At 65.6% G+C, this 12,793-nt stretch carries 10 protein-coding genes; 5 read left to right on the top strand and 5 right to left on the bottom strand.

Going from position 1 to position 12,793, the window contains the following annotated elements; genetic code table 11:
* Nucleotides 1-29 precede the first annotated feature (29 nt).
* Nucleotides 30-1,490, bottom strand: coding sequence for an MATE family efflux transporter (locus CKW06_RS07035; protein ID WP_024956744.1), 1,461 nt, complete (start codon nucleotides 1,488-1,490; stop codon nucleotides 30-32).
* A 62-nt stretch (nucleotides 1,491-1,552) separates the two neighbouring features.
* Here CKW06_RS07035 and CKW06_RS07040 point away from each other — a divergent pair, with 62 nt between their 5' ends.
* A complete protein-coding gene (locus CKW06_RS07040) occupies nucleotides 1,553-1,792 on the top strand; it encodes a hypothetical protein (protein WP_024956743.1) in 240 nt (79 codons plus the stop codon).
* Nucleotides 1,793-1,801: 9 nt separating this feature from the next.
* Entirely contained in the window at nucleotides 1,802-2,209 is a 408-nt protein-coding gene (locus CKW06_RS07045; RefSeq protein ID WP_024956742.1) for an RNA-binding S4 domain-containing protein, read from the top strand.
* A gap of 38 nt (nucleotides 2,210-2,247) precedes the next feature.
* On the opposite strand, the gene CKW06_RS07050 is transcribed toward CKW06_RS07045, so the two are convergent.
* The 4 genes from CKW06_RS07050 to mutS all read right to left on the bottom strand — a co-directional run bounded on the left by CKW06_RS07050 (nucleotide 2,248) and on the right by mutS (nucleotide 9,355).
* Complete coding sequence (locus CKW06_RS07050) at nucleotides 2,248-2,850, bottom strand: DUF937 domain-containing protein (RefSeq protein WP_005408604.1); 603 nt, start codon at nucleotides 2,848-2,850, stop codon at nucleotides 2,248-2,250.
* Nucleotides 2,851-2,958: 108 nt separating this feature from the next.
* Entirely contained in the window at nucleotides 2,959-4,602 is a 1,644-nt protein-coding gene (locus tag CKW06_RS07055; RefSeq protein WP_005408605.1) for a catalase, read from the bottom strand.
* 180 nt (nucleotides 4,603-4,782) lie between these two features.
* Nucleotides 4,783-6,540 (bottom strand): hypothetical protein, encoded by a 1,758-nt coding sequence (locus CKW06_RS07060; protein ID WP_024956741.1) that lies wholly within the window; start codon nucleotides 6,538-6,540, stop codon nucleotides 4,783-4,785.
* Between the two features lie 199 nt (nucleotides 6,541-6,739).
* Nucleotides 6,740-9,355, bottom strand: a complete 2,616-nt coding sequence (mutS, locus tag CKW06_RS07065) for a DNA mismatch repair protein MutS (protein WP_024956740.1) — start codon at nucleotides 9,353-9,355, stop codon at nucleotides 6,740-6,742.
* A 177-nt stretch (nucleotides 9,356-9,532) separates the two neighbouring features.
* Here mutS and CKW06_RS07070 point away from each other — a divergent pair, with 177 nt between their 5' ends.
* Genes CKW06_RS07070 through CKW06_RS07080 form a run of 3 tightly spaced genes read left to right on the top strand, consistent with a single transcriptional unit; the run spans nucleotide 9,533 to nucleotide 12,631 of the window.
* Nucleotides 9,533-11,260: a tyrosine-type recombinase/integrase gene (locus tag CKW06_RS07070; protein WP_024956739.1), complete on the top strand. Its 1,728-nt coding sequence runs from the start codon at nucleotides 9,533-9,535 to the stop codon at nucleotides 11,258-11,260.
* A 19-nt stretch (nucleotides 11,261-11,279) separates the two neighbouring features.
* Nucleotides 11,280-12,056 (top strand): helix-turn-helix transcriptional regulator, encoded by a 777-nt coding sequence (locus CKW06_RS07075; RefSeq protein WP_024956738.1) that lies wholly within the window; start codon nucleotides 11,280-11,282, stop codon nucleotides 12,054-12,056.
* On the top strand, nucleotides 12,053-12,631 hold the full coding sequence (locus CKW06_RS07080) for a hypothetical protein (protein ID WP_024956737.1): 579 nt from the start codon (nucleotides 12,053-12,055) through the stop codon (nucleotides 12,629-12,631). The genes CKW06_RS07075 and CKW06_RS07080 overlap by 4 nt, the downstream gene beginning before the upstream one ends.
* Nucleotides 12,632-12,793 lie beyond the last annotated feature (162 nt).

A 12,793-nucleotide genomic window follows, 5' to 3' on the forward strand; every position in this document is an offset into this window, starting at 1 on the left:
CCCATGAGGTTGCCGGCCAGCGGCCGGCACTACCGCAGCGGTGCGGCATCCGGGTCGGCCACCGGCGACGGCGGGCAGGCCGGAATTTCCGACGGCGTGGCCAGTTCCTCGGCGTGCGAGGGCTTGCTGATCATCTTCGCCTTGCGCCAGCCGCCCCAGCGGTAGTACGCCAGCGACAGCAGCATCGACACCAGCGAGCTGACCGGGAAACTCCACCAGATCGCATCGGCGCCCCAGTACGGCTGCAGCAGCTCGGCGAACGGCACGCGAACGCCCCACAGCGAACCAGCCAGGATCAGCAGCGGCGGGATCACCGCACCGGTGGAGCGCACCACGCCGGAGATCACGAAGCTGACGCCGAAGAACAGGAACGAGCCGATCACTACGTGGTTGAGGTGACGGGCAATGTCCAGCGCCTGGCTGGCCGGCGGCAGGAACAGGGCCAGCAGCTGGCGATCGAACAGCACCAGCGGCAGGATCAGCGCGCCGGTCAGCAGGAAATTGAACAGCACGCCCTGGCGTGCGGTGCCGCGTACGCGGTCCCAGCGCTGTGCACCGACGTTCTGCGCCGCCATCGAAGAGCACGCCGCGCCGATCGCCATCGCCGGCATCTGCAGGTAGTTCCACAGCTGCAGGGAAGCGCCGTAACCGGCGGCGGTGTCGGTGCCGTACTGGTTGACCATGGTCATCAGCAGGATCACCGACAGCGAGATCAGCACCATCTGCAGGCCCATCGGCACGCCCTTGAGCACCAACGCTTTCAGGATGGTCAGGTCGAGCTTGAACAGGCGCATGTCGGCGCGGCCCAGCCACAACGTGTGGCGCTTGTGCCGCATGTACAGCAGCAGGCCGGCCAGCGACAGCGTCTGCGCGACGAGCGTGGCCCAGGCCGAGCCGGCGATGCCCAGCGCGGGGAACGGCCCCATGCCGAAGATCAGAACCGGGTTCAGCACGATGTCCAGTGCCACCGACACCATCAGGAAACGGAACGGCGTGCGCGAGTCACCGGCACCGCGCAGCGCGGCGGTGAGGAAGGCGAACGCATACAGCGTCGGCATCGCCAGGAAGATGATCTGCAGGTAGGCCTCGGCCAATGGCAGCGAGGCGGCCGGCGTGCCCATCGCCGCCAGCAGCGGATGGGCCATGAACCAGCCGACGATGGCGATGATCACCGACAGGCCGATGAAGAAGGTGGCGCTGGTACCCACCACGCGCCGCGCCTGTGGGATGTCGCGCGCGCCGATCGCCTGGCCGATCAGGATGGTCGAGGCCATGCCGAAGCCGAACACCGAGCCGATCAGGAAGAACATGATGTTGTTGGCGTTCGCGGTGGCGGTCAGTGCCGCCTCGCCGAGGAAGCGCCCGACCCAGACCGCATTCACCGAACCGTTCAGCGACTGCGCGATGTTGCCGGCCAGGATCGGCAGGGAAAACAACAGGAGATTGCGGCCGATCGGGCCGGAGGTCAGGTCAAGCGGCGCCTTGGCCATGGAGTGGTGATCGAATCCCGGGAGGCGCACACTAGCACCAAGCCGGTTTGCGGGATGTGGCAATGCGTCAACGACTGCAGGTGAAGCGAAGGCTGGCGCTGGCCTTGATCGGCGCCGCGCTGGCCGCATGTTCGACAGGTGACCGGCTGGGCGATACCCAGGTGCGGCCAACCGACCGCCCCGAGTGCCTGGTCGGCAGCCAGCGCCAGGATCTTTCCGCCGACGTTCCCACCCTGATCGGGGGCAGTGGCTGCCGCACCGACCCCGACAACCCGCGTCCCCTGAACAAGCGAACGGAGTAGTCCCTGCCGATGACCGAGCTTTCCGCGCTGTCGCCCAGTGTCCGCCTGGACATCTGGCTGTGGGCGGCCCGTTTCTTCAAGACCCGCAGCCTGGCCAAGCAGGCCATCGAGACCGGCAAGGTCAGCGTCGCCGGGCAGCGCCCGAAATCCTCACGCGCAGTGCGCGTCGGTGAGCAGCTGCAGGTCGACCGCGGCGAAGAGCATTTCGAGATCCAGGTGCTGGGCCTGAGCGACCAGCGCGGGCCGGCGCCGACGGCGCAGCAGTTGTATGCCGAGAGTGAGGCCTCGAAGGCGCGCCGTGCCGAACAGCGCGCGTTGCGCATCGCGGCGCGCGATGGTTTCCAGCCGCCGGAGCACAAGCCGGACAAGCGCGCACGGCGGTTGATCCGCGCGCTCGGCGATATCGACGCGTTGTAAGCAGCAGGGCGCCAGACCGGATCCGGCGCCCCCTTGGCTCAGCGCTTGCCGCCCAGCAGGCTGCCGCCGATCTTCAGCAGATCGCCCACGCCGAGCTGGCCGTCACCGTCCTGGTCCAGCAGGCTGCCGAGCAGGCCGCCGGCAAGACCGCCCTGCTGCTGCACCTGCTGCTTTTCCTGGCCGAGGGCCTGGCTGAGCGAGCCGGCGTCGGCCTGGCCGCCACCGAGGCGCTGGGCGAGGAAAGCCATCACGATCGGTGCGAGGATCTGCAGCAGCTGGCTGGTGCGGCCACTGTCGAGCTGGGTGGCCTGGGCCAGGCCGGTTTCCACCTTCTGCTGGTTGCCGCCGAAGATGTGGCCGAGGATGCCGGCGCCATCGCTGGCGGCACCACCGCCACCGCCGCCCAGTACCGAACCGAGCACGCTGCCCAGGTCCAGCCCACTGTGGTTGTTCTGCAGCGCGCCGAGCAGCGCCTGCGCGCCCTGCGGCTGCGAGGCGTTGTTGCCCAGCGCGCCCATCAGCACCGGCAGCGCGGCACTGATCGCACCGGAAGCCTGGGTGTCGCTGATGCCGAGCTGCTGCGACACCTGCTGCAGCGGGGCGCCCTGCAGTTTGGCGAGAAGTTCGTCGGTGAGGCTCATCTGCGGAATCCTTGATTGGGGTGGGGCGTGCAGAAGGTACGACGCGGACCGTTAAAACGGCGACGCCGCCTCACGGGGAGGCGGCGTGCTGTTCACGGGGCAGGGCGATCAGAGCTCGATGTCTTCGGCGCCCGGGGTCGCGGTGGGGAAGTCCGCTTCCGGCTGCGCCGGCTTGAACGGATCCGAAGGCTGGCTGGCCAGCGCCTTCAGCGCTGCGGCAACGCCAGCGCCATAGGCCGGGTCGGCCTTGCTGCAGTTGTCGATGTGGCGCTGCTTGATGAAGTCCGGCGCATCGCCCAGGGCGCGGGCGGTGTTGGCGAACAGGCGGTCCTTCTGTGCCTGGTTGTAGCTGCGGAACAGCGCACCGGGCTGGCTGAAGTAGTCGGCGTCGTCCTCACGGAAATTCCAGAAGTCGGCGTCACCGCGGATCTTCATCGGCGGCTCGCGGTACTGCGGCTGTTCCTGCCACTGGCCGTAGCTGTTCGGCTCGTAGTGCGGCAGGCCGCCGTAGTTGCCGTCCACGCGCATCGCACCGTCGCGGTGGTTGCTGTGCACCGGGCAGCGTGCGGCGTTCACCGGAATCTGGTGGTGGTTCACGCCCAGGCGGTAGCGCTGCGCATCGGAATAGGCGAACAGGCGTGCCTGCAGCATCTTGTCCGGCGACGGGCCGATGCCCGGCACCAGGTTGCTCGGTGCGAACGCGGACTGCTCGACGTCCTGGTACCAGTTGACCGGGTTGCGGTTCAGTTCGAACTGGCCCACTTCGATCAGCGGGTAGTCGCTCTTCGGCCACACCTTGGTCAGGTCGAACGGATGGATGCGGTAGGTTTCCGCCTCCAGCTCGGGCATGACCTGGATGAACAGCTTCCACTTCGGGAAGTCGCCCTTCTCGATTGCGGCGAACAGGTCGCGGCCGTGGCTTTCGCGGTCATGGCCGACCAGGATCTGCGCCTGCGCGTCGGTCAGCGATTCGATGCCCTGCTGGCTGACGAAGTGGAACTTCACCCAGAAGCGCTCGCTGTCGGCGTTGGTGAAGCTGTAGGTGTGCGAGCCGAAGCCGTGCATGTGGCGGAAGCTACGCGGGATGCCGCGGTCGCTCATCACCACGGTCACCTGCAGCAGGGCTTCGGGCAGCAACGTCCAGAAGTCCCAGTTGTTGCGCGCGCTGCGCAGGTTGGTATGCGGGTCGCGCTTCACGGCCTTGTTGAGGTCGGCGAACTTGCGCGGGTCGCGCAGGAAGAACACCGGCGTGTTGTTGCCGACCAGGTCCCAGTTGCCTTCTTCGGTGTAGAACTTCAGCGCGAAGCCGCGGATGTCACGCTCGGCGTCGGCGGCGCCACGCTCGCCGGCCACGGTGGTGAAGCGGGCGAACATCTCGGTCTGCTTGCCGACCTTCTCGAACAGCTTGGCGCGGGTGTACTTGCTGATGTCATGGGTGACAGTGAAGGTACCGAACGCGCCCGAGCCCTTGGCGTGCATGCGGCGCTCGGGAATGATCTCGCGGTTGAGGTTGGCCAGCTTCTCCAGCAGCCAGACGTCTTCCATCAGCAGCGGGCCACGTGGGCCGGCGGTCTTGCTGTTCTGGTTGTCCACCACCGGTGCGCCGAAGGCCGTGGTCATCGGCGTGACCGGATCATCGCCGTGCTTCTGCTTGGGCGTGGTGCTCAGTTCACGCTGCTGCTGGGCGCCTTCCGCAGGCGACGGCGCGGTGTGATACGGGCACTTGGGGCTGTTGTTATCGGACTGGCTCATGGCTGGCTCCTGCGGGTGAAGGCGGGGTGGAACATCTTCACTCGACTTTAGCTATGGCCAGATGAAATGAATAATCGAATGAATCATTCACTTCTATAGCTTCTGTCTATCGATTGTCGGGAATTCATTGCCGGGGCCTTGTTCCGGTCGCCCGGCGGCTCGCATCCCGACACGCTCCGATCATGGGCCAGCAGTGCTCGATTCGACGATGCGCACCGGGCGCGCTAGGCCGTCGAATGCATCCACATAACGACGATGAAGCATCCCGTCCCGGCGCAGCTGGGTGTCCTGCATCGGCCGGATCTGGGTGGTCAGCGGATTCCCGCGTGGCGCCAGTTGCGTTCCATAGCGTGCGGGGTAGGGCCCCGATGCGGCTGCCTTCACATACCGGGTTTCCTGTACCACCAGGCCGGCACGGCGAAGGCGCTCGATCTGCAGGTCGCCGATGTTGGCGGTGTAGTCGTTGCCGAAGACATACTCGGCCTGCACGCCGTCGGGTCGGTTTTCCCAGGTTGTTGAAACGCAGTTGGAGGTGCAGCCACCGGTGAATGACCAGTGTGGTGAGTATGTGTACGTCCAGGAGGCGGGCTGGATGCCGGGCCCGGACAGGGTCTTGGATACCAGCGACTTGGCCATGTAGGCATTGGGAATGCCGAATGAGCCAAACCCGAAGTTGGAGGAACTAGTGCCGATGATGCCGCAGCTGCCAGGCGTGTTGTCCGATCCGTGGATCAACTGGCGAAGCGAGAACACCCCTTGTGCGCCGCTGGGATGGCGCATGGTGATCACATCGTTGAAGGCCGGGTCGCCGGCATCTTCCGAGCGGAATCCCGTTGCATTCTGCGCGCAGGAATTCATGTAGAAGCCTGGATTCAGGACGGGGGGCACCATCGTCCACGGCATGGCGCCCACATGGCGGTCGGTGGAGAAGGTCCAGCGCGACTGGTCGGGAAGTACGACTTCGTTGAGCGTGCGCCCCCAGTAGCTGTCGACGTAGTTGTAACGCCAGGTGCGATCCCCGGCCCGGACGGCGCCGATCTTGCCCTGCGCGTCATAGTCGATATCGATCCGGGCTCCGTCATTGGAAATGATCGCCAGCAGGCGGGTCGGGTTGGCACCGTCGTAGCTGTAACTGACCCAGTTGCCGTGGCGGTCCTCGACACGTGTCGCGTAGAGGAAGACATCGACGACCGGAACCAGCAGGTAGGGCTGCGATGTGCCATTGCCATTGCCATCACGATAGTACTCGTTGGCCAGCACGTCGTGCTGGTCGCGGACCGCCATCCAATCGAAGAAGTAACGGGTGCCATCGGTGGTCCGCACCACAAAACCTTCGCCGGTTCCATTCCTGATGGCTGGCAGGCAGCTGACGCGCCAATGGCTGGCCGAGGTGCCAATGTAGGTTGCCCCATCCTGGGGCAGGCTTGCCCCTGCTTCCTTCAGCAAAAGGGATTCATAACCGACCGCAGGGAGGTTGATGAAGATGCCGCTCCAATAGGTGTGCTTCGGGATGACCCGGGTGTTGAAGTCCGGTGACGGGCCCACCCACTCGGTCGGGGACAGGTTGCTGCCGCTGCAGCGGCCGCCGCCCGCCGCATTCCAGCCCCGGCGTTGATCGTAGGAGCCCATCATGTAGGGGGCATCGATCTCCCAGGACGCCCCCAGCGGGGCGGCAGCGCGATCCAGTCCCTGTTTCTGCTTCGGCGTTGTGCGGGTGAATGCGACCCGCATTCCACTGCTGGTCGGCACCACGACATCGGTCTGCGAGAACTGCAGCGTGCCATCCTTCCTGTTTAGGGAATCACCAAACAGATCATCGCCGAGCGCCGCGACCCGCGCACCCCGCAGGCGTTCGTCGTAGGTACGCTCGCTGCTTACGAATTCCTGTGCATCGGCCACGCCACACACCAGCAACAACGCTAGAACCGTACGCCGCATGTTCGTTCCCTCGTGATCGAATCCCCTCGCTTCGATGCCGCGGCATGTTGCCCGGCCCCATTGCATGCCGCTGGGATCGCAGTTTCAGTGACTGTGCGGAACGGCGCCCCAGCTCCCCTGTGGCGGTCTGCGTGGCCGAGTATGCAGGATTCTCCGCGGTGGCTTCCAGGGGGGCATGGTGCCCCCTGGCCAGGCGCACTTACAGCAGCGTTTTCAGCCGGTACAGCGCTTCCAGCGCCTGCTTCGGCGTCAGTTCGTCCGGATCGATCGCCGCCAGCGCTTCCTGCGCCTTGCTGGACGGTGCCGCGAACAGCCCGAACTGCTGCGGGGCATCCAGCGCCTGCGGCGCCAGCTCGGCGGCGTGGCTTTCAGCGCCGCGCTGTTCCAGCTCGGCCAGGCGACGCCGTGCCTGCGCCACGGTGGCGCGCGGCAGGCCGGCCAGTGCGGCCACCTGCAGGCCAAAGCTGCGGTTGGCCGGGCCGTCCTTCACTGCGTGCATGAACACCAGCGCTTCGCCGTGCTCGACCGCGTCCAGGTGCACGTTGGCGATGCCGCTGCGGCCGCCCTCGTGCTGTTCGTCGGCCAGCGCGGTCAGCTCGAAGTAGTGGGTGGCGAACAGCGTGTAGCAGCGGTTCTGGTAGGCCAGGTGGCGGGCCACCGCGTCGGCCAGCGCCAGGCCATCGTAGGTGGAGGTGCCACGGCCGATCTCGTCCATCAGCACCAGCGAATGGGCGGTGGCGTGGTGCAGGATGTAGCTGGTCTCGGCCATCTCGACCATGAAGGTCGACTGTCCGCGGGCGAGGTCGTCGCCGGCGCCGATGCGGGTCAGGATGCGGTCGATCGGGCCGATCACCGCCCGGCTGGCCGGCACGAAGCTGCCGATGTGGGCCAGCAGCACGATCAGCGCGTTCTGCCGCATGTAGGTCGATTTACCGCCCATGTTCGGGCCGGTGATGACCAGCATGCGACGGTCCGGATGCAGGTCCAGGTCATTGGGTTCGAACGGCTGTTCGCGTACCGCTTCGACCACTGGATGGCGGCCGCGTTCGATCTTCAGGCACGGCTCGGCCTGCAGCTCCGGGCGCGCCCAGTCCAGCGCCTGCGCGCGTTCGGCGAAGGCGGCCAGCACGTCCAGTTCGCTCAGCGCAGCGGCACACTGCTTCAGCGGTTCCAACTGCCCGCCAAGGGTGTCCAGAAGCTGCTCGTACAGGTACTTCTCGCGCGACAGCGAACGGTCGCGCGCGGACAGCACCTTGTCCTCGAATGCCTTCAGTTCTTCGGTGATGTAGCGCTCGGCATTGGTCAGCGTCTGGCGGCGGGTGTAGTGCACCGGCGCACGATCGGACTGGCCCTTGCTGATTTCGATGTAGTAGCCGTGAACGCGGTTGTAGCCCACCTTCAGGGTGGGAATACCGCTGCTCTCGCGCTCGCGCAGTTCCAGGTCGACCAGGAACTGGTCGGCATGGGTGGACAGCCGGCGCAGCTCGTCCAGTTCTTCATCGAAGCCATCGGCCAGCACGCCGCCGTCGCTCAGCTTCAGCGGCGGCATCTCTGCGATGGCGCTGGCCAGCAGCTGCGCGCACGCGTCGTGTTCGCCCAGCGCCGCATGCAGGGCCTGCAGGCGCGGCGAGTCCAGCGGGGCCAGCACTTCGCGCACCGCCGGCAGCAGGCCCAGGCCGTCACGCAGGGTGGAGAAATCGCGCGGGCGCGCCGAGCGCAGCGCGACGCGGGTGAGGATGCGTTCCAGATCGCCGAGGCGGCGGAACTGCTCGCGGATGTCGGCGTCCGCACCGCGATCGATCAGGGTTTCCACCGCGTGGTGGCGCTGCACCAGCACCTCGCGCAAGCGCAGCGGGCGGTGCAGCCAGCGGCGCAGCAGGCGCCCACCCATGGGTGTCACCGTGCTGTCGAGCACGCCCAGTAGGGTATTGCGGGTATCACCGTCGACACGCGTGTCCAATTCCAGGTGGCGGCGGGTGGCGGCGTTCATCGCGATCGCCTCGCCGGCGGTTTCCATCGCGATCGAAGTCAGGTGCGGCAGGCGCTGCTTCTGGGTTTCTTCGACATAGCCGAGCAGGGCGCCGGCGGCGGCGGTGGCACGGGGCTTGTCATCAATACCGAAGCCGCTCAGATCGTGCAGCTTGAAGAAGTTCAGCAGCTGGCGGCGGCCGCTGTCCGCGTCGAACAGCCACGGCGCACGGCGGCGCACGCCGGTGCGCTGGCGCAGGAACTCCGGCCAGTTCTCCTCGTCGGGCACCAGCAGCTCGGCCGGCTCCAGCCGTGCCAGCTCGGCTTCCAGGGCGTCGTCGGTCTCCACTTCGTTGACCAGGAAGCGGCCACCGGCCAGGTCGGCCCAGGCCAGGCCGTAGCCCTGCTTGCTGCGCGACAACGCCATCAGCAGGGTGTCGCGGCGCTCGTCCAGCAGCGCTTCGTCGGTGACCGTGCCGGGGGTGACGATGCGCACCACCTTGCGTTCGACCAGGCCCTTGGCGAGCGCCGGGTCGCCGATCTGCTCGCAGATCGCCACCGACTCGCCCAGCGCCACCAGCCGTGCCAGGTAGCCTTCGTAGGCATGCACCGGCACGCCGGCCATCGGGATCGGTGCGCCGCCGGAGCTGCCACGCTGGGTCAGGGTGATGTCGAGCAGCCGCGCGGCCTTGCGCGCGTCGTCGTAGAACAGCTCGTAGAAGTCGCCCATGCGGAAGAACAGCAGCAGGTCCGGGTAGTCGGACTTGGCTGCGAAGAACTGCTTCATGAGTGGCGTATGCTCTGACGAGACCGTTGATTTTTTGGATTGTTCTTTTTTATCAGTCATTTAGAGCGTATTTTCACAAAGCGGAAGTGGTGGTGAGTAGGTGCTAGTGGAAGGGTTTGGAGACCATTGTAGTAGCCAAGGGTAGCCAAATCCCTGCAGGGGCCGATTCATGCCAGAATTTGGCTACCCGGCACCGGGCAGCGTGCCGCGACATTCATCCAAAGGACAGTGGTCGCCATGGCATTCCGACTGAAGCTCACCCCTGAACAGCTGAGACAGCTTCGCAGCACCCTGCGCCCGAAGCTAGACAAGAGCGGTGCGGTCGTCACCAACGCCAAGGGGTATGCGGTGCTCGAACCCAACCCCGACGGCAAGCAATGGCGGTTCCTCGATGGATCCCCAGGCGCGCCCATTGGGTTTGGGGTGTTCGTGGGCAAGCTCAAATCCACTTATGAAGTTCAGCGCAAGATCGGTGGCAAGGTCATGCGAATCAGCGTGGGGGACACCAGCGAACTGGCCCTCAAGGACGCCCACGACCTGGCCGGGGTGAAGGTGGCCGGGGCCAAGAAGGAGGGGCAGCACCCCAAGGCACTGGCGGAGAAGGAACTGTCGATCCAAGCCACCAAGGCGCTGACCGTTAACCAAGCGATCCAGCTCTACCACGACATGCTGGCCCGTCGGACCCGTCCGGCGACCGCGGGCACCCTCAAGACGTTGACCAATTCCATGGCCCGCTTGGAGCGGCCGGAGGTGGGCATCGGCCACACCCCGATCATGGAACTGGACGAAGACAAGGTCAGTAAAGCCTTCGAGGCCACCCGCCTGTCGGCCGCCTTGCATTCCAACCGGTTGTCCCAGGCCATCAAGGACGTCATGGCGCGGACGGGGCGGGTGGAGCTCACCGACGAAGAGCTGGCCAAGGTGGGCGTTGACAGTGAGGCCATGCGCACCCGCATCCGGGCGGCGGGGGTGTCGGCGGCCGAACAGACCTTCTCCACCGCGTTTCGGGCGATTAACTACGCGGTGGACAAAGAGGCCCGCGCTGCCAAGAAGGCCGAGCGCAAGGCGGTGCTGTTCGGAAACGACTTTGGCGTGCTGTGGGAGGAGGGGCGGATGCGCGACGCCGCGGGCCTTCACGTCTACTACGAGAAGGCCCGCGTCCGAAACCCGCTGGGGAGCGAAGACAACACGCTGGGTCGGGCCATCGACTACCTGTGGAGCCGGCGAGAAGCCCAGCGGGGGCAGAACGAAAGCGGGGTTTACTACCTGCTCACCACCTTGTTCCTGGGCGCGCGGCGCAACGAGACGGCAAAGCTGGCGTGGTTCGACCGGCTCACCCCGGTCGAGCGGGAAACCCAGTCCTGGGTGTGGCTGGATGAGATGGACCCCAAGGCCCGGCGAGAGGGGCGCGTGTCGGTGAACCCGCTCACCAAGAAGCCTGGCCCGCAGGTTTATTTTGCAAAAACGAAGAACAAGCGCGACCACAGCATGCCGTTGGGCCCGTTCTCGCTCCAGCTCATCAAGCGTCGGTTTGATCAACGCCTGCCGGTGGACGAACCCCGGGGGCGGTGGGTGTATCCGGCGCGCAGCTCGCGGGCGGCAGAAGGGCACTACAAAGACAGCAAGGCCATCATGAAAGGCTTGGGGGAAAAGCTGTCGGTGGAATTTGGGCCCACCCCGCACGACCTGCGGCGGACCTTGGGGCGCTATGCAACGCGCGTTGGGATCTCCAACCGCATCACCAGCCGGCTGTTCAATCACCTTCCGCAAAAGAAGGACGGCGAGGACGAGGGTTCCAAGTCCTCGGTGCGCTACCAGGAACCGGAATGGTTTGAACTCCAGGATGCACTGCAGCGGGTGGAGCAGTTGATGGCGTCGAGTTCGCCCGCGTTCTACAACATGCTCAAACCGGTGGACTGGCCGCTGCTCCCTCCGCGCAACGACACGGCTACTCCGCAACAATAGCCACCGATAGAATGGGGCCATGGATGGCTCTTTCCCCTTACAACGTGATCCCGATCTCGCCTCGCCGGTCACCGACGCCAATAAATGGCGCCAGGAGATTGCCGAGGCCAAACAAGGGTTGCGAGCCAAGATCAGCACCAAAGCGGCTGCGCACTACGTCGGCGTGCACCACACAACCTTGAGGGAGTGGGTGCGCGAAGGCCAAGGGCCCCAGCCCATGCAGAACCCGGCAAAGGCCGGCACGATGGCTCGAAACCAGCACCTGGGTTTCAGCTTGGACGCGCTGGACGCGTTCTTGGCCAGCCGCAGCGGTGAACCCATCACGCGCGGCAAACGCACCGACGCGGACGACGTGGTCCGCAAAGCCGAACGCATCGAAGCCTTGATCGCGCTGAAAGAGGCTGAGGACCGGTTGGCCAAGGCCCGGGCCCGGGCGCGGCGGTTGGGCGTGGTGGCTTACGCCTCGCTGGCCGACGTGCTGGAGATCCAGCCTTGGGTCACCCTGGGTGGGCGCATCGCAGGCCACGCATGGGCGGTGGACGACACCACGTTCAACGCCGCCGATGAGGACCAGTGGGAAGGAACCTTGGAAGAAGCGTTGGCCCAGCCTTGGACAAGCACGGAGGCACGTGAGGTTTACCAGAACGCCTTCGTGGCCGTGCTCACCAGCACACAGCACCTGATCAATGCGGCACGGTCGCGGCAGCTTGCCAGTGATCTGGAAGAACGGTGGGACAGTGCCACCCACGAGGCAAAGCCAGTGCGGCCGTTCGATAAAGGAAGTGGAAGGCTATGAGCCCGCGTGATCCAGACATTCTGGGAGGGCGTCCTGGCCGGCCATCGAAGGATCCCAAGCCCCTGGCGTTGACAGCGGCTGAAGAGGACGAGTTTTCCAAAGCAAGGTCAGGCAAGCTGGAATGGGTCGGCCCTGGGGTGGCCGCCTACGTGTTGGGCATTTCAAAAGACGCGCTGAAGAAGCGCCGGCAACGAAACGAAGGGCTGGTCCCGGAGCACAAACCGGTCAAGAGCAATCGTCAAGGGGCGCAATACCGGTGGTCATCGGTGGTGCGTTGCGCCGGTGCCGAACGCATTCAATCCGACGTCCTGGCGCAACGCCTCGACGACGTCGTGGCCGCGCTGAAGAAACTTGGCCTTGAAGGCCTGGAAAAGGACCTTCCCTGGGCTTACAACCGCGCCGATCGCCTGGTGGGGTTTGCTTCCCTTCACCCACAACTGCCCGCGCGTGCGCTCACGGTGCTTGAAGCCTTGGATGCCCCGTGGGTGAGCAGCGAAGCACGTCAGCCCTTCCACGACTGGGCCATGGGCGTGCTCCATTCCGCGGCCGAACGCGCCGCGAAAGCCGCCGATTGATCCTTGTTCCCGCTTTTTATCGGGAAACATCCAAGCGAAGCGCACCAATGCACTGTGGCCGTTGTCGGGACAATTGTCCCGATAAAACGGCGTTTTCGCGTGGATGGCCTACAGGGTCAGAACTGCAATCTCGTGTCCGTTCCGATTGGGAACGATATGCGA

Source organism: Stenotrophomonas maltophilia (assembly GCF_900186865.1).
Lineage (GTDB): Bacteria > Pseudomonadota > Gammaproteobacteria > Xanthomonadales > Xanthomonadaceae > Stenotrophomonas > Stenotrophomonas maltophilia.

What these genes read in the sequence shown, in the direction of transcription:
- CKW06_RS07035 (WP_024956744.1), bottom strand. Translation starts at nt 1,490, where the DNA reads ATGGCCAAGGCGCCGCTTGACCTGACCTCCGGCCCGATCGGCCGCAAT.
- CKW06_RS07040 (WP_024956743.1), top strand. Translation starts at nt 1,553, where the DNA reads ATGCGTCAACGACTGCAGGTGAAGCGAAGGCTGGCGCTGGCCTTGATC.
- CKW06_RS07045 (WP_024956742.1), top strand. Translation starts at nt 1,802, where the DNA reads ATGACCGAGCTTTCCGCGCTGTCGCCCAGTGTCCGCCTGGACATCTGG.
- CKW06_RS07050 (WP_005408604.1), bottom strand. Translation starts at nt 2,850, where the DNA reads ATGAGCCTCACCGACGAACTTCTCGCCAAACTGCAGGGCGCCCCGCTG.
- CKW06_RS07055 (WP_005408605.1), bottom strand. Translation starts at nt 4,602, where the DNA reads ATGAGCCAGTCCGATAACAACAGCCCCAAGTGCCCGTATCACACCGCG.
- CKW06_RS07060 (WP_024956741.1), bottom strand. Translation starts at nt 6,540, where the DNA reads ATGCGGCGTACGGTTCTAGCGTTGTTGCTGGTGTGTGGCGTGGCCGAT.
- mutS (WP_024956740.1), bottom strand. Translation starts at nt 9,355, where the DNA reads ATGACTGATAAAAAAGAACAATCCAAAAAATCAACGGTCTCGTCAGAG.
- CKW06_RS07070 (WP_024956739.1), top strand. Translation starts at nt 9,533, where the DNA reads ATGGCATTCCGACTGAAGCTCACCCCTGAACAGCTGAGACAGCTTCGC.
- CKW06_RS07075 (WP_024956738.1), top strand. Translation starts at nt 11,280, where the DNA reads ATGGATGGCTCTTTCCCCTTACAACGTGATCCCGATCTCGCCTCGCCG.
- CKW06_RS07080 (WP_024956737.1), top strand. Translation starts at nt 12,053, where the DNA reads ATGAGCCCGCGTGATCCAGACATTCTGGGAGGGCGTCCTGGCCGGCCA.